The organism is Paracoccus sp. M683 (assembly GCF_007096355.1).
Lineage (GTDB): Bacteria > Pseudomonadota > Alphaproteobacteria > Rhodobacterales > Rhodobacteraceae > Paracoccus.
Genome location: NZ_VKDF01000003.1, coordinates 217,812 through 237,609, shown reverse-complemented (window position 1 = coordinate 237,609; position 19,798 = coordinate 217,812). Strand labels below are relative to the sequence as shown.

The 19,798-nt window shown below is 64.6% G+C and carries 19 protein-coding genes; 11 read left to right on the top strand and 8 right to left on the bottom strand.

Annotated features, from left to right (window positions below):
* Positions 1–25 precede the first annotated feature (25 nt).
* The 3 genes from FNJ84_RS06010 to FNJ84_RS06000 all read left to right on the top strand — a co-directional run bounded on the left by FNJ84_RS06010 (position 26) and on the right by FNJ84_RS06000 (position 5,502).
* Positions 26–3,004 carry a hypothetical protein gene (locus tag FNJ84_RS06010; RefSeq protein ID WP_185968438.1) on the top strand — a complete coding sequence of 993 codons (2,979 nt, stop codon included), beginning with the start codon at positions 26–28 and terminating at the stop codon, positions 3,002–3,004.
* Entirely contained in the window at positions 3,004–4,971 is a 1,968-nt protein-coding gene (locus tag FNJ84_RS06005; protein ID WP_143792105.1) for a monovalent cation:proton antiporter-2 (CPA2) family protein, read from the top strand. The genes FNJ84_RS06010 and FNJ84_RS06005 overlap by 1 nt, the downstream gene beginning before the upstream one ends.
* A 228-nt stretch (positions 4,972–5,199) precedes the next feature.
* Positions 5,200–5,502, top strand: coding sequence for a hypothetical protein (locus FNJ84_RS06000; RefSeq protein WP_143792104.1), 303 nt, complete (start codon positions 5,200–5,202; stop codon positions 5,500–5,502).
* 8 nt (positions 5,503–5,510) lie between these two features.
* Here the strand turns inward: FNJ84_RS06000 and FNJ84_RS05995 are convergent, their stop codons facing one another.
* Both FNJ84_RS05995 and FNJ84_RS05990 read right to left on the bottom strand, forming a co-directional pair.
* Positions 5,511–6,527, bottom strand: coding sequence for a TraB/GumN family protein (locus FNJ84_RS05995; RefSeq protein ID WP_143792103.1), 1,017 nt, complete (start codon positions 6,525–6,527; stop codon positions 5,511–5,513).
* Between the two features lie 65 nt (positions 6,528–6,592).
* A complete protein-coding gene (locus FNJ84_RS05990) occupies positions 6,593–7,942 on the bottom strand; it encodes a glycosyltransferase family 4 protein (protein WP_143792102.1) in 1,350 nt (449 codons plus the stop codon).
* 194 nt (positions 7,943–8,136) lie between these two features.
* Here FNJ84_RS05990 and groES point away from each other — a divergent pair, with 194 nt between their 5' ends.
* The 3 genes from groES to FNJ84_RS05975 all read left to right on the top strand — a co-directional run bounded on the left by groES (position 8,137) and on the right by FNJ84_RS05975 (position 11,264).
* Positions 8,137–8,424: a co-chaperone GroES gene (gene groES, locus FNJ84_RS05985; protein WP_143792101.1), complete on the top strand. Its 288-nt coding sequence runs from the start codon at positions 8,137–8,139 to the stop codon at positions 8,422–8,424.
* Between the two features lie 57 nt (positions 8,425–8,481).
* Positions 8,482–10,128 carry a chaperonin GroEL gene (gene groL / locus FNJ84_RS05980; RefSeq protein ID WP_143792100.1) on the top strand — a complete coding sequence of 549 codons (1,647 nt, stop codon included), beginning with the start codon at positions 8,482–8,484 and terminating at the stop codon, positions 10,126–10,128.
* Between the two features lie 176 nt (positions 10,129–10,304).
* Positions 10,305–11,264, top strand: coding sequence for a cation transporter (locus FNJ84_RS05975; RefSeq protein ID WP_143792099.1), 960 nt, complete (start codon positions 10,305–10,307; stop codon positions 11,262–11,264).
* A gap of 330 nt (positions 11,265–11,594) precedes the next feature.
* Here FNJ84_RS05975 and FNJ84_RS05970 read toward each other — a convergent pair whose 3' ends face one another.
* Both FNJ84_RS05970 and trxB read right to left on the bottom strand, forming a co-directional pair.
* Positions 11,595–11,783, bottom strand: coding sequence for a hypothetical protein (locus FNJ84_RS05970; protein ID WP_143792098.1), 189 nt, complete (start codon positions 11,781–11,783; stop codon positions 11,595–11,597).
* Positions 11,784–12,107: 324 nt separating this feature from the next.
* Positions 12,108–13,106 carry a thioredoxin-disulfide reductase gene (gene trxB, locus FNJ84_RS05965; RefSeq protein WP_143792097.1) on the bottom strand — a complete coding sequence of 333 codons (999 nt, stop codon included), beginning with the start codon at positions 13,104–13,106 and terminating at the stop codon, positions 12,108–12,110.
* A 136-nt stretch (positions 13,107–13,242) separates the two neighbouring features.
* On the opposite strand from trxB, the gene FNJ84_RS05960 reads away from it, so the two are divergent.
* Positions 13,243–13,743 carry an Lrp/AsnC family transcriptional regulator gene (locus FNJ84_RS05960; RefSeq protein ID WP_143792096.1) on the top strand — a complete coding sequence of 167 codons (501 nt, stop codon included), beginning with the start codon at positions 13,243–13,245 and terminating at the stop codon, positions 13,741–13,743.
* A gap of 60 nt (positions 13,744–13,803) precedes the next feature.
* Positions 13,804–14,370, top strand: coding sequence for a sugar O-acetyltransferase (locus tag FNJ84_RS05955; RefSeq protein ID WP_143792095.1), 567 nt, complete (start codon positions 13,804–13,806; stop codon positions 14,368–14,370).
* Here FNJ84_RS05955 and pgeF read toward each other — a convergent pair.
* From pgeF to lgt, 3 genes are read right to left on the bottom strand one after another with little or no spacing between them, the layout of a single operon-like run.
* Positions 14,367–15,122, bottom strand: coding sequence for a peptidoglycan editing factor PgeF (gene pgeF / locus FNJ84_RS05950; protein ID WP_143792233.1), 756 nt, complete (start codon positions 15,120–15,122; stop codon positions 14,367–14,369). The two genes, FNJ84_RS05955 and pgeF, sit on opposite strands and share 4 nt — an antisense overlap.
* A complete protein-coding gene (locus FNJ84_RS05945; protein ID WP_143792094.1) occupies positions 15,115–16,173 on the bottom strand; it encodes a class I SAM-dependent methyltransferase in 1,059 nt (352 codons plus the stop codon). Before FNJ84_RS05945 ends, pgeF begins: the two co-directional genes overlap by 8 nt.
* Positions 16,170–17,006 carry a prolipoprotein diacylglyceryl transferase gene (lgt, locus tag FNJ84_RS05940; protein ID WP_143792093.1) on the bottom strand — a complete coding sequence of 279 codons (837 nt, stop codon included), beginning with the start codon at positions 17,004–17,006 and terminating at the stop codon, positions 16,170–16,172. The genes FNJ84_RS05945 and lgt overlap by 4 nt, the downstream gene beginning before the upstream one ends.
* A gap of 117 nt (positions 17,007–17,123) precedes the next feature.
* On the opposite strand from lgt, the gene FNJ84_RS05935 reads away from it, so the two are divergent.
* Complete coding sequence (locus tag FNJ84_RS05935; protein WP_143792092.1) at positions 17,124–17,372, top strand: accessory factor UbiK family protein; 249 nt, start codon at positions 17,124–17,126, stop codon at positions 17,370–17,372.
* Here the strand turns inward: FNJ84_RS05935 and FNJ84_RS05930 are convergent.
* A complete protein-coding gene (locus FNJ84_RS05930) occupies positions 17,363–17,668 on the bottom strand; it encodes a DUF6476 family protein (protein ID WP_143792091.1) in 306 nt (101 codons plus the stop codon). The two genes, FNJ84_RS05935 and FNJ84_RS05930, sit on opposite strands and share 10 nt — an antisense overlap.
* Between FNJ84_RS05930 and FNJ84_RS05925 the strand changes: the two genes are divergently transcribed.
* Positions 17,667–18,686: an RluA family pseudouridine synthase gene (locus FNJ84_RS05925; RefSeq protein WP_143792090.1), complete on the top strand. Its 1,020-nt coding sequence runs from the start codon at positions 17,667–17,669 to the stop codon at positions 18,684–18,686. The two genes, FNJ84_RS05930 and FNJ84_RS05925, sit on opposite strands and share 2 nt — an antisense overlap.
* 165 nt (positions 18,687–18,851) lie before the next feature.
* A complete protein-coding gene (gene rpoH, locus FNJ84_RS05920) occupies positions 18,852–19,757 on the top strand; it encodes an RNA polymerase sigma factor RpoH (protein ID WP_143792089.1) in 906 nt (301 codons plus the stop codon).
* Positions 19,758–19,798: the final 41 nt, after the last annotated feature.

The window sequence follows — 19,798 nt, the reverse complement described above, 5'->3', positions numbered from 1 at the left end:
CAAACATTTTACAGCCGCGTTCGCGATGAGTTTCACCCATGAGGAAGTCGTGCTGGAAAAGCGCGACTCCGGCGGATGGCGCAAGCTTGGCGCGGCGCGCTTCACGCGCGGCGACCTGGGCCAGCAGCTCAGCGTCATGCGCAACGCCGAATCGACGGCGGACGGGGCCGGGACAGCGGCCATGCAGGACGGGCCTGATACGCTGCTGGTGATCCCCGACGACCAGATCCTTTATACCACGCTGACCGTGCCACCCGGACCCGAGCCGGCGCTGGCGGTGGCCCGCGCGCTGGAGGGGCTGACCCCATACGACGTCTCTGATCTGGCCTTTGACTGGGTGCCGGCCGCCGATGGTCAGGCCGACAGCCTGCGCGTTGCGGCCGTCGCGTTGCGGACCCTGGAAGAGGCTGAAACATTTGCGCTGGAACAGGGCTTCCGGCCGACCGGCTTCATCGCGCGTCCCGGCGATGACCTTTTTCCCGGCCAACCCGATTTCGGCCCGAGCGAAACCGCCCGCCAGTTGGGGCGCCGCACAACTACCGTCACCGTCCCCGATCTGCGTCGGGCCGGGATTACCTCGGCCGGCATCGCGGATATGCCCGACATCGCCGTGGTCACTGGCCCCATCGTGTCGCCTGTGATCCCGCATCGCTATGCGGCGGCCCCCGAAGCCAGCCTTCCGCCACGTCAGGTCATATCCGAGTTCATCCCGCCCGCCCCGCGTCAGCACATGGTCGAGCCGAACAGCCGGCCGGCACGGATCGCCAACACGGCCGGCAGTGATCGGGTCCGCGAACCGCGTGTCGAAGGCCCGGCAGCCCGCCAGCAAGCCCCCGCAGCCCGCGACGACGGACGCTCGCGGGTGCTGCCGCCGCGGGCGCAGGCCATTCACAGCCGCGCCGCCGAGGCCCGCGCCCTGCGCGAGCCCGAAGCTGCGACCGATCAGCAGCCCAAACGGCTGGCGGCGCTGATCAAGGCAACGCAGACGCTGAACGATCGGATGCCCAGCACCTTCGCGGTGATGATGGGTCTGCTGGTCACGGCATTGCTGCTGACGCTGCTGTTCTTTGGCGGCGCAGACAGCACGCCGGAAACCGACCGAGTCGCCGTTGCAGACCCCGCCCCGGTGAACGAGCAAGCCGCCGCAGCCGATGCCCTTCCGCAAGATGCCGTCAGCGATCAGCCTGTGATCGAGGACACGACCGAGCCGGCCGAGGAAACGGCTTTGGCCGAGGATGCGCCGGCAGCGGCGGATCCGGTTGAACAGGCCGCGCCCGCCGAACCGGCCAGCTTGCCTGCGGATCCGCAGCGTCTTACCGCCGCGCCCGCCCAGACCGATGGCCAGCAACCCGAAACCGATGCCGTGCCCCCGGCGCGGGTCGCGGAAGAGCCGACACCACCGGCCGAAACCGTTGCAACAGCCGACACGCCGGTCCCCGAAACCCCGCCGACCGGGGCCGCAGACCAGACTGTTGCCGCAGACCAGGAGGCCGGCGAAACTGCCCCTGTCGCCGCTTCGGTGCCGCAGGCGGCGACCGACGTGGCCGCAACGACGGCAGCAGCGCCCCCTGCTGCACCTGTCACCGCCCCCCCGGCCGAGGCAGCCCCCAGCCCGGCCCCGCTGCGCACGCTGGCATTGACCCGCTCGACCCGGCCGGTTTCATCGCCAAACCGCACGGCAGCGCCCGAGCCGACAGATGCCTCGCCGCAGGTGCCGCTGAACCCCCGCCCCTTTGCCGAACGGGCCGAGCCCGCCCCGGTGCGCGTCACCGCCATCCGCCCGCCCTCGCGTCCCGCACGCCCGACCGCCGCGGCGTCAGGTCCGGCGGCCCCTGCCACCGCAGCGCCGGCCGCCGCACCTGCGGCAGCCACCACGGCCCCGGCAAGCGGGTTACAACGCTCGATCCGGCCGCCCTCGCGTCCTGCCAGCTTGTCGATGACCCTGCCCGAAGGCAGCGATGATGGCACGATGCAGGCAGCATTGACCGCCGATGAACGGCGCTTTCTGGAACAGATGCTGCGCGATCTGCGCACCGCCGAGCTGGGAAATAGCGGGCTGAGCCAGGCCGAGCGTGGCGCCGTCATCCTGCTGGCCCAGGCAAGGCCGCAGCGGCGCCCCGTTGATGTCGGTGCCAGTTCGCAGCGGGCGGTCGACAATGCCGTCGCGGCAGCCATGTCGGCCGCGCCACCGCCCGGCCGCCGGGCACAGTCCGAACCGCAGCGCACCGCCGCGTCGCCCACCGCGACCGGCGGTCTTTCACATTCGAACCGCCCACAGCGCCGCCCCGGAACGCGGTCCGTCCCCGCCCCGGCCCCCGCAGATGACGGTGCCGTGCAAAAGGCCCTGGCGGCGGCGATCTCGGACGGCCCGCTGGCCCCCGGAGCGATGGCGCTGACGGCCCTCTCCTCATCCCCGCTGCCGCCCCGGCGCAGCGGCAATCGCGTCGCCGCGCTGGCAGCAGCAGCCACGCAGCAAATCGCGGCCGCGGCGCCCCAGCCCGACGCAGCAAATGAGGCAGCGGCGGCTGAACAGCGCCGCGAGGATGCGGAATTGCAGGCCCAGGCCGAGGCCCGCGCCCGCGAGCGCGCCGCCGCCGACGCCCGCGCCGAAGCACAGGCCCGCGCTGCCGCCGAGGCCCGCGCCCGCGCCCAGGCCCAGGCCGAAGCCCAGGCCGCCGCCGCCCGAAATCAGAACTATACCCCTCCCGAGGCCGAAAACGAGCCAGAGGTCGCGGTGAATATTCCAAGGGGCACCACTGCCGCATCGGTGGCCGCCGCCGCCACGGTCAAGGACGGGATCACGGTCAACCGCACCCAGATCATCGGGACGATCGGGGCCGGCAAGGGCAGCCGCGCGCTGGTCCGCCTGTCCAATGGCCGGATCATCACCCTCCGCCTTGGCGACCGGATCAATGGCGGAACCATCACTGCAATCGGCAATAGCCGGATCACCTATGTCAAAGGCGGGCGCAGCAGCGACCTGGCGGTGCTAGACGGACGTTAATGGAAAATTTCCTTTTTGTTTCAACGATTTTTCTGATCACCATGGTGATCGCCGTGCCCCTGTCTGCACGGTTGGGTCTGGGTTCGGTTCTGGGTTATCTGATCGCCGGCATCCTGATCGGCCCGGTGCTGGGGCTGGCTGGCAGTGAAATGTCCGAGTTGCAGCATTTTGCCGAATTTGGCGTGGTGATGATGCTGTTTCTCATCGGACTAGAGCTGGAACCGCGCAACCTGTGGAACATGCGGCGCAAGCTGATGGGGCTGGGCGGCGCACAGATCGCCGGAACCATCGGGCTGATCTTCGTGATCGGGCTGATGACGGGTCAAAGCTGGCAGGTATCGTTGGCCCTTGGCATGATCCTGTCGCTTAGTTCGACCGCAATCGTGCTGCAAACCCTGTCTGAAAAGCGGCTGATGCAGACGGCGGGCGGGCGCTCGGCCTTTTCGGTGCTGCTGACGCAGGATATCGCGGTTATCCCGATGCTGGCGCTGATGCCGCTTTTGGCGACCTATCCGGTCGGCGAACGGATCAGCGCCGGGCATGGCGAAGATGAGTTCATCGGCGCCGTGATCATGGCCAGCCTGCCGGGCTGGGCCGCCACATTGGTCACGCTGGCGGCCGTGGCGGCGGTCATCCTGATCGGGCAGTTCCTGATCCGGCCGATCTTTCGCTATGTCCATTCGGCCCGCCTGCGCGAGATGGACACGGCGCTTGCCCTGCTGATCGTGGTGGGCATCGCCTCGTTGATGACATTCGTTGGCCTGTCACCAGCGCTTGGCACCTTTCTGGCCGGCGTGATGCTGGCCGGGTCCGAGTTCCGGCACGAGTTGGAAAGCCAGATAGAGCCCTTCAAGGGCCTGCTGCTGGGCCTGTTCTTCATCACCGTCGGCGCGGGAATGAATTTCGACATGCTGGCCGCCGATCCGATCCAGATCCTGTCGATCACCGCGGCGCTGATTGCGGCCAAGGCCGGCGTTCTGTTCGTGATCGCGCGCGTCACTGGCATGGCCGATCGTGACAGGCCGCTGTTCACGCTGTCCCTGGCCCAGGCCGGCGAGTTCGGCTTTGTCCTGATTTCCTATGCGGCGTCGCTGTATATCCTGCCGCGCGCCAAGGCCGAAAGCTTTCTTCTGGTCATCGCGCTGTCGATGCTGGCCACGCCGCTGCTGTTCATCATCTATGATCAGGTCGCCAAGCGCATGGGCGATGGCGGCGACGATCTGGACCCCGACGAAATCGACGAACAGCAGCCCATCATCATCGCCGGCGTCGGCCGGTTTGGGCAGGTGATCAACCGTCTGGTCACCATGTCCGGCTTTCAGACAACGGTTCTGGATCACGATCTGAAGGTGATCCAGGTGATGCGGCGCTTTGGCTTTCACGGCTATTTCGGCGATCCGACCCGCCCCGAGATTCTGGCCGCCGCCGGGCTGGACAAGGCGCAGATCCTTGTTGCCGCGTTGGACGATCCGGCGGCCAATCAGAAACTGGTCCGCTATGCCCGCGACCGGCGGCCGGACCTCTGCATCATCTCGCGCGCCCGCGACCGGGTTTCGGTCTATCAGCTTTACGATGCGGGGGCCGATCACATCGTCCGCGAAATGTTCGATTCCAGTCTAAGGGCTGGCCGTTATGTGTTAGAAAATGCTGGTCTTTCCGAATATGAAGCAGCAGAGCTGGAAAAGATCTTCTATCGCCTCGACCGCGCCAATCTGCGCGAACTTGCCGATGTCTGGAAGCCCGATGTCCCGCTGGAACAGAATCCCGATTATCTGAAAAAGTCGCAGGATCTGAACAAGGTGCTGGAAAATGCGCTGATGGATCGGTTTTCGCATGGTCCCTCGGCTGCCCCGATCGACCCCGAGGATCATTCCGGCGATGAGGAACCCGAACACGGCCTGACCATGCCGCCGCGCGGCCGTGATCAAAAGGTCCAGCCGGTCACCGATCATCCCGTCGGTAGATAGCCGCGCAGCTGCCTGGCCCGAAGCTTGACAGCAAAACCACCCGATCAGAACCGTTGATCACGACCTGCATAAGGAATGTTTTTCATGCCTATCCCCATTCAATCTGACACCTTCTAATTTATCGACGAATCTACCCCTCTGGGCATCAGCGGCGATCCAAGGGGCAGAGGCCTTTCTGGTGGCGGTTCGTCGCTGGATCCCAACTGGACGGGCGGCGGCGGCTGGACTTTGGAAGATCTCAACACGCCACCGCTGACCGAAGTACCGGCCTGGGCGGAAACGCTGATCGACTCCCTTAACGCAGCACTCGCAAACGATCCCGATACCCAGGAACTGATCGAATGGTATGTCCAGTTCGACAATCCCTCGCCCGCGCTTGAAGAGGCATTCAACGAAACGCTCTCGGTATCGGTTAATCAGGGCATTGCCGATGGGATCTATGACGATTTCATGTCCCATGCGCGGATCATACAGATCAGTCAGGGCGAAGATTGGGAAGCGATCTTCAGCAGTAACGCCGCGATCTTTTGATCGGGGGGCTACCCGTCCAGGCGTTCAATGGTCCAGCCGCCCTGTTCAAGCAGTCGCAGCACCCCTTGATCGCCTGGCAGATGCAGGGCACCGAAACCGGCGATCACGCCCTTGCCCTGGGTCGCGGCCTCGGCCGCGGCCTGTTCCAGCGGGGCGACCCAGCTGGCATTTCGGGCATCCATCAGCTTTGATTTGGCCAGCGCGGTCTGTTGGTCAACCTCCGCACGGCTGAGGCCCGAATTTTCATAGGCATCCAGACGGCCAAATTCCCAGATCGACCAGACATCGGCATCGAAATAGGCCTCGGTCATGGTGACGGCGTAATCGTCGGCATATTGGGCGGTCGGCAGCGTGGCGCGAATCATGTCCTCTTCCTGCTGCGGGGTCAGGTCGGCAAACAGGCTGAACACGGTGTCCCACGGCTCCAGCGAGCGGACCGGCAGGTCAAGCGCCTCGGCCCGTTCCACCAGCATGTGATCCAGCCCGCGCACCTCGCCGTCATTGGCGACGCCGCGCAGCATACAGGGCGAGATCCCCAGCATCATCGAGACATACCAGGGCCGCAGCTTGGCGGTGATGATCGCCGGCGTCCCCCGCTCGGCCATGGCCTGCGACAACATTTGCCATTCATCTGCGCTTAGCCGTTCGGGCAGGGTCGGCCCCTCGGTGGTGACCGTCAGCGAGGGGTCGCGGGCCAGCGCGGCGGCCAGTTGCGTCTCTTCCTCGGGGCCAGCTTCGACCATCACGACGCCGGCATCGGCAAAGGCGCCCTCCAGCCGGGCCATGGTGGCATCATGGCGCGGGTCCTGAAAGTGATAGGTGCCGACCATGGTGATGCGCTGATCGCCCTTTGTCGCGCGCCACAGCAAGCCGCGATGATAGGGGGTACCAGCCACGGCCCGATCCAGTTCTTCGCGTGTTTCGGGCGCCATCGCCTCGATCAGGTTTTTCCCCACGCATTCCTGCGCGACGGCCGGAACCGCCAAAGCCAGGTTCGCAAGAAGGGCGGTGGCGAAAAGGCGCATCGGAACTCCGTCTTTGATTGCCTGGGCAGGATGGCACAGCATGCGCCGGGGTGCCAGTGCGGCAGTCAGTCGAACTCGCCGCGGTCGCGCGGGGCAATGCCCGCCAGAACGTCCTGCCAATAGCTAAGTGTCGCGCGGGCCTTGTGATCCCAGGTGTAATGCTGGCTGGCATATGCCTGTGCAGCGGTGGCGCGGCGGGTGGCGTTATCGGGCTGCTGGACACAGGCGATCAATGCCTGGCGATAACCCTCGATCAGCGGCTCGATCTGTTGCAGGGGCACGACATGCCCGCGGCCGGCACCGGCCAGATGACCTGGTGCGCCATAACCCGTGACCACGGGGCACATGCCGCAGGCCATCGCCTCGATCACCACACCGGCGCCAAGCTCCCGGATCGAGGGGAATATGAAGCCGTCACAATCGCGCATCATCCCGGCCAACTCGGCCTGGGTTTTGCGGCCTTCGAACCGCACGACCTGCTGCAATCCATGATCGGCCACGATCTGTTCCAGGCGCTGCATCTCGGGGCCGTCGCCAACCACATGCAGCCGGTGCCCGGCAAGCCGGGGGTCCACGCCTGCCCCCGCCCCCGCCGCCACAAAGGCACGGATCGCCACCTCGGGCAGCTTATAGGGCACCAGACGGCCGGCGAAGATGAACCGATACGGCCCCGGCCCGCCAAAGGCCGGATGCGCACGGCCATGGGCGTGAAAGATCTCGGGGTCAAAGCCGATCTCGGGGAAGTTCACCACCTTGCCGGGCGCTGCGGGGCGCAGTTCGGACATGGTATGTTCGAATCCCGCCAGAACCAGCGCGGCCTTTCTGAAGGTGGTGCGGGCATAGGGCAGATGACGCGCAACCTTGCGCAGCGCCCGCAGCCTTTCACGTTCACGCTTCTGTTCGCCCCGGAAGGCCCCCGGCCAGGGCAGATTGCCGTTCAGCGGGCCGATGACGAAGGGCACGTCCAGCTTGCCCGCGATATAGCTGGGCAGCGTCGGCGTCATCGGTGTGATCCGCTGGACCAGGTCGAAACGCCCTGCGCGCAGATCGGGACGAAACCGCTTCCACGCTTCGCGTTCAAAGGCGAGGTAGGGCAGATATTGCATGATCATGTTGGTCGACCAGGCAACATCGGACCCGCCGCGCAACCAGGTGGCCAAGCGGTACAGCGGCGCCGCGACATATTCATTGTCGACATAGACGAAGCTGATCCCGTCCGGTGCGGCCTTCTGGATATTCTCGCGGTTGCGGACATGCGTGGCCACAGTGACATCAGCCAGACGCGACAGGGCCAGCGCATATTTATAGCCGACGATGGGCAGCGACGGCCATTCAGGGTTGCAGTCATCGGCCAGCAGCAGGACCGACGGCCTTCCGTCACGCCGTTTCCCGTATCGCGCCTGTGTGCCGGTCATGCAAATGCCTCCCTCGGGGCTGGTCCGATCCCGAGTTACCGGCATGCTTTCGCAGGGGTCAAGCCCGGCCCGGCTTTTTCACGCGCGCCCGTTGACACCTATGCCCATGCGCCCTAGATCACCCATCATTGGCACTCATACGAGGTGAGTGCCAACACTCGGCACTGCAACCTGAAACACAGGAGTGTTCTACAATGGCATTCAAACCGCTGCACGACCGCGTTCTGGTCAAGCGCGTCCAGTCGGACGAGAAAACCAAGGGCGGGCTGATCATCCCCGACAGCGCCAAGGAAAAACCGGCCGAAGGCGAGATTGTCGCCGTTGGCGAAGGCGCACGCAAGGATTCGGGCGAACTGATCGCACCTTCGGTCAAGGCGGGCGATCGTGTCCTGTTCGGCAAATGGTCGGGCACCGAGGTCACGCTGGACGGCGAAGAGCTGCTGATCATGAAGGAAAGCGACATCATGGGCATCATCGGCTGATCCGCCGAACTTCCCTGACAAACGCTTCATTTCAAACGATATTTTAGGAGAGATAACATGGCTGGTAAGGACGTTAAGTTCAGCACCGACGCCCGCGACCGCATGCTGAAGGGCGTGAACATCCTGGCCGATGCGGTCAAGGTGACGCTTGGCCCGAAAGGCCGCAACGTGGTCATCGACAAATCCTTTGGCGCGCCCCGCATCACCAAGGACGGCGTCACCGTCGCCAAGGAAATCGAACTGTCGGACAAGTTCGAAAACATGGGCGCCCAGATGGTCCGCGAAGTCGCTTCGCGCACCAATGACGAGGCCGGCGACGGCACCACCACCGCGACGGTTCTGGCGCAAGCCATCGTCCGCGAGGGCATGAAGGCGGTTGCCGCCGGCATGAACCCGATGGATCTGAAGCGCGGCATCGACATGGCCACCGCCAAGGTCGTGGACGCCATCAAGGCCGCCGCCCGCCCGGTGAATGACAGCGCCGAAGTGGCCCAGGTCGGCACCATCTCGGCCAATGGCGAAGCCGCCATCGGCACGATGATCGCCGAGGCCATGCAGAAGGTCGGCAACGAGGGTGTCATCACCGTCGAAGAGAACAAGGGCATGGAAACCGACGTCGAAGTCGTCGAAGGCATGCAGTTCGACCGTGGCTACCTGTCGCCCTATTTCGTCACCAACCCCGACAAGATGATCGCGGATCTGGAAGACGCCTATATCCTGCTGCACGAAAAGAAACTGTCGTCGCTGCAACCGATGGTTCCGCTGCTGGAAGCCGTAATCCAGTCGGGCAAGCCCCTGCTGATCATCGCCGAGGACGTGGAAGGCGAGGCTCTGGCCACGCTGGTCGTCAACAAGCTGCGTGGCGGTCTGAAAATCGCCGCCGTCAAGGCGCCGGGCTTCGGCGATCGCCGCAAGGCCATGTTGCAGGACATCTCGATCCTGACCGGCGGCCAGGTGATCAGCGAAGATCTGGGCATGAAGCTGGAAAATGTCGGCATCGACATGCTGGGCCGCGCCAAGAAGATCACCATCAACAAAGACAACACCACCATCGTTGATGGCGCTGGCGAAAAGGCCGAGATCGAGGCGCGCGTCGCCCAGATCCGTCAGCAGATCGAAGAAACCACCTCGGATTACGATCGCGAGAAGCTTCAGGAACGTGTGGCCAAGCTGGCTGGCGGCGTCGCCGTCATCCGCGTCGGCGGCATGACCGAAATCGAAGTGAAAGAGCGTAAGGACCGTGTTGATGATGCGCTGAACGCGACCCGCGCGGCCGTTCAGGAAGGCGTTGTCGTCGGTGGCGGCGTGGCTCTGGTTCAGGGTGGCAAGGCGCTGGACGGTCTGAAAGGCTCGAACGCCGATCAGGATGCCGGTGTTGCGCTGGTTCGCCGCGCGCTGGAAGCGCCGATGCGCCAGATCGCCGAAAACGCTGGCGTCGACGGCGCCGTCGTGGCTGGCAAGATCCGTGAATCGGCCGACAAGGCCTTTGGCTTCAACGCCCAGACCGAAGAATATGGCGACATGTTCAAGTTCGGCGTCATCGACCCGGCCAAGGTCGTGCGCACCGCGCTGGAAGACGCAGCCTCGGTTGCTGGCCTGCTGATCACCACGGAAGCCATGGTTGCCGAAAAGCCGGAACCCAAGGGTGCCGCTGGCGGCATGCCCGACATGGGCGGCATGGGCGGCATGGGCGGGATGATGTAATCACCCCCCTGCCCCAGGCAGATACGGAAAAGGGCGCCCCATCCGGGCGCCCTTTTTTGTTTCCGATGCGGACATCCTTCACCGCCATCATCATTGCCGGCCCGGCGCCACAGGGCTAAGCCCAACCCAAGGGTCGCGCCCCCGCGCGGCCTTTCGCAGCAATTCGGGATGGCAGGATGACCGCGACAACGACAACCGATACCCGCCAGTTAGAGGCGCGCGCGCTGACAGTGGCGATGTGGGGCAATCTGTTCATGGCCGTCGCCGGGGTTCTGGCCGGCTTTCTGTCGAATTCGAACGCGATCGTCATGGACGGGCTGTTTTCGCTGATCGGCTTTGTCTCGGCCTTGCTGGGCCGGCGGATCAGCCGCAAGGTCGAAGCCGGCCCGGACCTGCTGCGCCCCTATGGCTATGCCGCCGACGAGGCGATTTTCATCACCTTCCGGTCCTTGTCGCTGCTGGGACTGGTGCTGTTCGCGGTCACCTCGGCGCTGAAGAACATCTATGACTATGCCACCGGTCAGCCGCCCGAGCCGCTGATCTTCGGGCCGATGATCGGATATTTCGTCATCATCGGCGGGACGTGTTTCGCCATCTGGGCCATGCATCACAATGCCTGGCGAAAGACCGGCCGGCAAAGCGAGATCCTGCGGCTTGAAGCGCGGGCCTCGGCCTTTGACGGGCTGATCACGGCTGCGGCCGGCGTGGGTCTGGGGGCCATCTATCTGATGCGCGAGGGGCCTTTGGCCGTCATCGCGCCGGTGGGGGATTCCCTGATCGTGCTGTTGCTGTGTCTGACGGTGATCGGCCAGTATTACGGAGGTTTCCGCGCCGGCCTGGGCGAATTGGCCGGCGTGACTGCGCCGCCCGACTGTATCATCCTTGCCCGCCGCACCTTGCGGCCCGCGCTGGCCAAGGATGGCGGCCGCCTGCTGGATATGTCGGTGATGAAACTGGGGCGCAGCTATCAGGTCACCGCCTATTACGATCCGGGCCGACCGGTCACGGCGGCCGAGATGGACGAGTTGAACCTGCGGCTGATCCGCGACATGCGTGACGCCCTGCCCGGCAGCGATGTGTTGTTGCTGGTCACCGAACATCCCCGCCGCTGGCCCGAAGACCTGCGCCCGGCTTGACCGCGCAGGGCCATCCCGCAACGCTCGCGCCGATCACGACGCGATCCCGCTGAACCGCTATGGCCGCGCATCCGAGATTGGCGAGGTGATCCGGTTTCTGTGCAGCGACAAGGCCAGCTGTCTGACCGGCCTGAGCCTGTCTGCGCTGCGCGCCACGACCCCAAACCCCCACACTATAAGGCGGCGGAGACCATCCGCCGCCATTTTTCCGGCTAACCGCAAACCGCATTTACCGGCGCGCCGCAGCCAATTGCCGCCTTTGCAGGACATGGGGGGCCAATCCTGAAAAGTCGGCCGGGCGGGCCACCAACGACCCGCCCGGTCTGTAAATCACTCGTAAACCCGAGCCGCCAGCGACAACCCTTCCGGGCCGGGCCGCCGGCCCATACCATCAAACGCCGATCCCGCGATCTCATACCCAAAGTCGATCTGATCTTCCGGATAGCGAAGGAAAAACGGCGGCCTCTCTGCCACGTCTTTCGCCCCGCGCCGATTGTCATCCCTGTCGAGCATCGCCATTGTAAACCTCCAACCTGATAACCGATGCCTGACCATCCCCGGATACAAGACTGCCCACACGCTCGCAGTCCTCTGTCCGGGCGAACCCACAAAACCCACACTGGGAACGAAGCACCGTCACTGGATTCAGTTTGCGGCAAGAATCCGCCTGCACCAAAAGTTTTACCCACCCGCCTGCCAAATTCTGACCAAAAAGACAGCTCGGCATCGCACCAAAACGCACCTGCCGGTTCAGACGGGTGCGATAAGGTCGTCTTGCAAAGGGAAAACCGCCAGCCATCCAGCCGCAGCGAGGCAGGCAGATTCGTTTTCAGCTGGCCTTGGCTATTCCGCCGAGACCGTCTCGGCCAGTTCGCCATGCTGCGGATCGGGCAGCCCCGCCTGGCCATGCTCGGCCAGAAAAGCCTCGGCATCCAATGCGGCCATGCAGCCCATCCCGGCGCTGGTCACGGCCTGGCGATAGATGTGGTCGGTCAGGTCGCCCGCGGCAAAGACGCCGGGGATCGAGGTCCGGGTAGAGCCCGGCTGCACCTTCACATAACCGCCATTATGCAGCTCCAGCTGGTCCTTGACCAATTCACTGGCCGGCGCATGGCCGATGGCGATGAAAATGCCATCGCCCCCGATCTTCATGGTCGAACCGTCCTTGGTCGACCGCAGCACCGCCCCGGTCACGCCAAGGGGGCTGTCCTCGCCCTCGACCTCGACAAGCTCGTGGTTCCAGATCACCTCGACCTTGGGGTTCTTGAACAGCCGGTCTTGCAGGATCTTTTCAGACCGCAGGCTGTCGCGGCGATGCACCAGCGTCACCTTGCTGGCGAACTTGGTCAGAAACAGCGCCTCTTCCACGGCGGTATTGCCGCCGCCGATCACCAGCACCGGCTTGCCGCGATAGAAAAACCCGTCGCAGGTCGCACAGGCGGAAACGCCAAAACCCTTGAATTTCTCTTCCGTATCCAACCCCAGCCAGCGGGCCTGCGCGCCCGTCGCCAGAATGACCGCATCCGCGGTCACGACCCGCCCGCTGTCACATTCCGCACGGAACGGCCGATGTGACAAATCCAGCCTGGTCACCACGTCGTTGACGATCTCGGTTCCCATGGCGCGGGCATGCTCTTCCATCTTGACCATCAACTCGGGGCCCTGGATTTCCAACAGGCTGGGCCAGTTTTCGACCTCGGTGGTGATTGTCAGCTGGCCGCCCGGCTGCATCCCCTGAATCAGCATCGGCTTCAGCATCGCGCGCGCGCCATAAACGGCGGCGGTATAGCCCGCCGGGCCGGATCCGATGATCAAAAGCTGCGTATGAGTGGTGTCAGACATGTCTCGCCTCGTCTCGCTTTGGGCATAGGTAATGCTCGCAGGGCGCTTCCGCAATGCATCGAAATTCGAGAAAGAATATTGCGCAAGACCGGCCCGCAGGGTAGTTTCCCGCAAGCTTCAAGGACAAGAGGGCAGCATGGCAGGCGCAAAGCTGGATGAAATCGACCGTCACATCCTGGCCGAGTTGCAGGCTGATGGCCGGATGACGAATGTGGAACTGGCCCGTCGGGTGGGCATTTCCGCCCCCCCCTGCCTGCGCCGGGTCCGCGCGCTGGAGGAATTGGGCTATATCCGCGGCTATCACGCCAATATCGACCCGCGAGAACTGGGATTCGAAGTGCAGGTTTTTGCCATGGTGCGGCTTGCGTCGCAATCCGAGCGTGACCTGTCAGCGTTTGAAGCGCTGGTCAAAGGCTGGCCGCTGGTCCGCGAATGCCACATGCTGAACGGCGAGATCGACTTTATCCTGAAATGCGTCTCGCCGGATCTGTCGACCTTCCAGCGGTTCCTGACGGACAGCCTGACGGCCGCGCCGAATGTGGCCAGCGTAAAGACCTCGCTGGTGATCCGGGGTGCCAAGGACGAGCCGGGCGTGCCGTTCGAGATTGTCGAGGAAAGGGTGCGCGAGGCGGGGTAAGGCATCGCCATCCGGCGCGATCATGGCGCTGTTACTGCACATAGCGGAGGCACCGGAAGATTGGGCCAGACACAGCGTCAGAAAATGGACGCGGGCGAGTGGTACAGTTGCCTCGATTCTGAACTTGAGCAGCAACGCAAGATCGCCCATGCGGCCACCTACCAGCATAACAGCACCCATCCGGGGCAGCGTGATGCAATTTCCCCGCTGCTGCGGTCGCTGCTGGGCAAGGTCGGGCAGAACGTGCTGATCGAGGCGCCGTTCCACTGTTCTTACGGGTTCAATATCTGTCTTGGCGACAATGTCTTTATCAATCTTGGCGCCGTCTTTCTGGACAGCGCGCCGATCCGCATCGGTGCGCAGACACTTATCGGCCCGAACGTGCAGATCTATTGCCCGCAGCACCACAAGGACCCCGGACTGCGCGCCAAGGGCCTGGAAATCGCGCGTCCTGTCGAAATCGGCGACATGGTCTGGATCGGTGGCGGTGCGATCATCCTTGGCGGTGTAACCATCGGCGATGGCGCCATCATCGGGGCTGGCAGTGTCGTGACCAAGAACGTTCCTGCGGGGGAAACAGTGGTCGGCAACCCCGCCCGTCCGATTTCTGCTGCTTCGCGCTATTAAAGCGCAATCGCCGAAATCAGCCGCCCGTAATCCGCCTTCCCCTCATGGGTCGAGCGGCGATAGCTGAAGAACCGATCAGCGTCGGAATAGGTGCAATGCCCCGACCAGACGGCCTCGACCCCCGCCGCGCGCAGGCGCATCAGCCCATAGCCCGGCAGGTCGAACATCGGCCGCCCGTTCGGGCCGCCCGCGAAAAACCGCGTGTAGTCCATATCCTCGGCGATGAAATCCTCCATGAAGTCGTGGCCGACCTCATAGGCGCGCTGGCTGATCGTCGGGCCGATCACCGCACGGATATTTTCGGCCCCCGCCTCGCGCATGGCCGCAACGGTCGCCTCAAGCACGCCGTTCAGCGCGCCCTTCCAGCCGGCATGGGCCGCGCCGATCACGCCCGCATCCGGGTCGGCGAACAGCACCGGCTGGCAATCCGCCGTCAGCACCGCCAGCGCCACGCCCGGTCGCGCCGTCACCAGCGCGTCGGCCCGGACCCCCTGGCAATCCTCGGCCGTCATGCCCTCGGTCAACACCACGACATCGGGCGAATGCACCTGATGGACCGTCACCAGCGCGTCGGCGGCAACGCCCATCGCCTCGGCCACGCGGGCGCGGTTGATGGCCACCGCCTCGGCCTGATCAGATGACCCACGACCGCAATTCAGCCCCGCGAAAAGCCCCGAACTCGCCCCGCCCTTGCGCGTGAAAAAGCCGTGCCGGACCTCGCCCAGCAATGGATGTGTCAGGATCTCAAGCATGGTTTGCATCGTCATTCAGCGCGGTAAATCCGGGCACAGCGGGGGTGTCGCGCGGCCAGATGGCCAGCATCTTGAACAGGTGACCCATTTCATCGGCATGGGTCAAGCGGTGAAGCGCAGCCATCGCCCCGTGATCGCCCGCTGCGGCCAGCCGGCTTGCCCGTGTCTCGATCCCCATGGCCCGCAGCCAGTCGCCCTGATGCACCGGACACGAGGCGACCGCCCCCGCCCGCAGCGCCGCCGCGGCCAGTGGCGCGAAATCGACATGCGCGGTCAGATCCGCCTCGCCCGGATGCGCCAGCGGGTCGTCAAAGGCATGCCCCCGCAGCGCCTGAAACGTGTCGCCCGTGCCGTTCCAGCCGCCGTAATCGGCGATGATCGCAGCGCCGCCATGGGCTGCGATCCGGCCCGCGATCACCTCGATGATGGCAGGGGCCGAGGGGCAAACCTCGTAGATCTCGCCCTCGCTGCCGGCGCGCGGCAGGCCCACAGGCGGCGCAAGGCCCATCACCAGCCGGTCGCCCTCAAGGCCGACCACCCGTTCGGCCCAGCCATCCGAGACGCGCTGAAACTGACGGATGGGCAAGGCGTCGAAGAATTCGTTTGCCATCAGGAACAATGGCCTGTGCGACAATTCCTCGATGGTCTCGACATGCCGGACCTGGCCCAAGCGATCCCGCTGCAAGGCCCGCAGATGCGGCGATGCCTCGATCAGTGTGACCTCGGCGGCATCCGCCATCCGGGGTGCGACCCGAATCGCGCGCAGCATATCGGCCATCAGCGTGCCCCGCCCCGGCCCCGGCTCGGCCAGTGTAAAGGGCGCAGGCGCCCCCTGATCCAGCCAGGCCTGCGCCAACGCCAGACCGCAAAGCTCGCCGAACATCTGGCTGATTTCGGGCGCCGTGGTGAAATCGCCTGCCGCACCGAACGGATCGCGCGTCGCATAATAGCCATGGGCCGGATGCAGCAGGCAGACTTCCATATATTCCGCCAGCGAGATCGGCCCGCCGCCGCGAATGCGGGCCGCAAGAATATCAGCCAGCGGCGTCATCCGCGGCGGGCGCGCAAAATGAAGAACAGCCCCAGCAGAACCATCGGCAGCGACAGCAACTGCCCCATCGACAACCCCCAGACCGGCCCGCCGATCACATGACCAAGCGGGTTGTCGGGCGTGATGAACTGCGCATCGGCCACGCGGAACAGTTCGACGAACATGCGCGACAGGCCATAGCCCAGCAGAAACACGCCGAATGCCAGACCAGGCCGCGCCAGACCGCCTGCACGGACCAGCAGCCACAGGATCAGGCCAAGGATCAGCCCCTCCAGCCCGGCCTCATACAGCTGGCTGGGATGACGGGCGAAATCGTCGCCGGGGAAGATCACCCCCCACGGCACATCGGTCGGCCGGCCCCACAATTCGGCATTGATGAAATTCGCGATCCGGCCAAAGAACAGACCGACCGGCGCAACCACAGCCAGCGCATCGGCCAGTCGCAAGGGCGCGATGTCATGACGGCGAGCATAGGCCCACGCGGCGACAATGACCCCCAGAAAGCCGCCGTGAAAGCTCATTCCGCCCAGCCAGACCTTTGGAATATCCAGCGGATTGGCCAGATAATAGGCCGGCTCATAGAACAGCACGAAGCCCAACCGCCCGCCGACGATCACGCCGAGGATGATCCAGGTCAGCAGGTCGTCGACCAGCTCTGGCCGCATCGGCGCGCTGCCGCCCCACAGCGCCGGACGCCGCATCAGCGCCACGACCAGCCGCCAGCCGATGATCAGCCCCGCCAGATAGGCCAGCGCATACCAGCGCAGCGAGAACGAGAACCCGCCAAGATTGATGGTAAAGATCTCGGGGCTGATATCGGGAAAGGGCATCATGGGGCCTTTAAGTTTTCAGTCGGGCGGCAGGCTTAGCGGCGCAGGTCTTACTGTCAACATTGAACCCGGCCGCCTTCTGGCCCATATGGATGACAATTCAGTCAGGAAGGTCCGACGATGAGCACGAACAACCGCTTTTTCGACGATATGTCGAAGCTGATGACCAACGCGATGGGCGTCGCCCAAGGCGCCCGGACCGAGGCCGAAAACGCCATGAAATCCTGGGTTGACCGCTGGCTTGCCGATCGCGATTTCGTAACCAGGGAAGAGTTCGAGGCAGTCCGCGACATGGCCATCAAGGCCCGCACCGAAAACGCCGAGCTTAAGGCCCGTCTGGACGCGCTGGCCGCGAAAATTCAGGGCTGAAGCCGATCCTTCAGCGCGCCGTTGCGGTCGTAAAGCAGGATTTCGCCCGTCCGGGTGACCACGATGATGTGATCGGGCGCAAAGGTCAGCGACTGCACCTCTGCGCCATCGGGCAGCGCGATGCTGGCAGGCAGGTCCGGCAGCATCGGTTGACTGAGGCGCATCCACAGCAGGGCGACAATGGCGATCACGCCCAGCCCCATGACAAAAGTCAGCCCGGTGACCAGCAGCTTCAGCCAGCGCAGCTCGGGCACCGCTTTCGCAGCCTCTTTCCAGTCGTTATCATCCTGATCCATGCCCGACCTTCTGATTACCATCCCGGCCAATCCGCCCGACCGGCTTGATAAGGCCCTTGCCGCCGCAGTGCCAGAGGCAGCCGCGCTGTCGCGATCCCGGCTGGCGCGCCTGATCGCCGATGGCGCCGTGACCGGCCCCGATGGCCCGGCACGGGACGGCAAGGCCCGCGTGACCGAAGGTCAGGAATATCGCATCTCGGTGCCCGACCCCGAGCCGGTCGAGACCCGGCCCGAGGCGATCCCGCTGGTCGTCGCCTATGAGGACGATGACCTGATCGTCATCGACAAGCCCGCCGGCATGGTCGTCCATCCGGCCCCCGGCAGCCCCAACGGCACGCTGGTCAATGCGTTGCTGGCCCATTGCGGCGACACGTTGTCGGGCATTGGCGGCGAACGTCGCCCCGGCATCGTGCATCGTATCGACAAGGACACCTCGGGCCTGCTGGTCGTGGCGAAATCCGACCGCGCCCATCACGGTCTTGCCGCCCAGTTCGAGGCGCATACCGCGCAGCGCCGCTATCTTGCCCTGGCCCATGGCGTGATTGACCCCGCCGATCCGCGCCTGCGCGGCACGCCTGGCGTGAATTTCGAGGATGGTCAGGTGCTGAAGATCACCTCGCGCCTTGGCCGCCATGCGACCGATCGGCAGAAACAGGCGGTCTATTTCGACAAGGGCCGCCATGCCGTGACCCGCGCCCGGATGCTGGAGCGTTTCGGCAACCCGCCCTCGGCCATGCTGGTCGAATGCCGGCTGGAAACCGGGCGCACCCATCAGATTCGCGTCCATATGGCCCATGCCGGGCTGGGGCTGATCGGCGATCCGGTTTATGGCGGGGCGCGCAAGGCCTCTGCCCGCGCGCTTGGCCCGGCCGCGCAAATCGTGACCGCCTTTCCGCGCCAGGCGCTGCACGCGGCACATCTGGGCTTTGACCATCCGGTGACGGGTCAGCCGCTGGCTTTCGACAGCCCTCTGCCCGCCGACATCGCCGATCTTCTTGCCATCCTGCGGGCACCTTGACGGAAACGTTACCGCTACCTACATTGCATAACCCGCGTGCTGCGGCACAGTTTTCCCAGCCACGTCCACGCTGCCATCACGGCCCATGCGCGACCGACGCCACACCATTCGCGGAACCGTGACTGACAAGGCTGCGTTTCCCTCTGATAGAGAAAGTGCATCCACATGGCGAATTACACTGGTCTTCCCGCCCCCAGCCCCGAACAGGGCCTGAACCGCTATCTGCAAGAAATCCGCAAGTTCCCGCTGCTGGAACCCGAAGAGGAATACATGCTGGCCAAGGCCTGGGCCGATCATGAGGACAGCGAGGCCGCGCATAAGATGGTGACCAGTCACCTGCGCCTGGCCGCAAAGATCGCCATGGGCTATCGCGGCTATGGCCTGCCCCAGGCCGAGGTGATCTCCGAGGCGAATGTCGGGCTGATGCAGGCGGTCAAGCGGTTCGACCCGGAAAAGGGTTTCCGGCTGGCGACATATGCGATGTGGTGGATCCGGGCCTCGATCCAGGAATATATCCTGCGGTCCTGGTCGCTGGTAAAGATGGGCACCACCAGCGCGCAGAAAAAGCTGTTCTTCAATCTGCGCAAGGCCAAATCCAAGATCGGCGCGCTGGAAGAGGGCGATCTGCGCCCTGAAAATGTCGCCCAGATCGCCAATGACCTGAATGTGACCGAACAGGAAGTCATCGAGATGAACCGCCGCATGTCGGGCGGTGACGCCTCGCTGAATGCCCAGGTGGGATCGTCCGATGGCGACAGCACCGCGCAATGGCAGGACTGGCTGGAGGATGAAGATGCCGACCAGGCAGGCGCCTATGCCGAGGCGGACGAGATGGACACAAGGCGCAACATGCTGCTGCAAGCGATGGATGTGCTGAACGACCGCGAGAAAGACATCCTGATGGAACGCCGCCTGCGTGACGAGCCGATGACGCTGGAAGATCTGTCCGCGCGCTATGATGTATCGCGCGAGCGCATCCGTCAGATCGAGGTCCGCGCCTTTGAAAAGTTGCAGGACCGCATGCGGGTTCTGGCCCGCGACAAGGGGATGGTCGTTCCCGAGACGGCTTGATCCTGTCCGGCTGCCGCGCGTCGGGCCGTCCTGCTGATTGA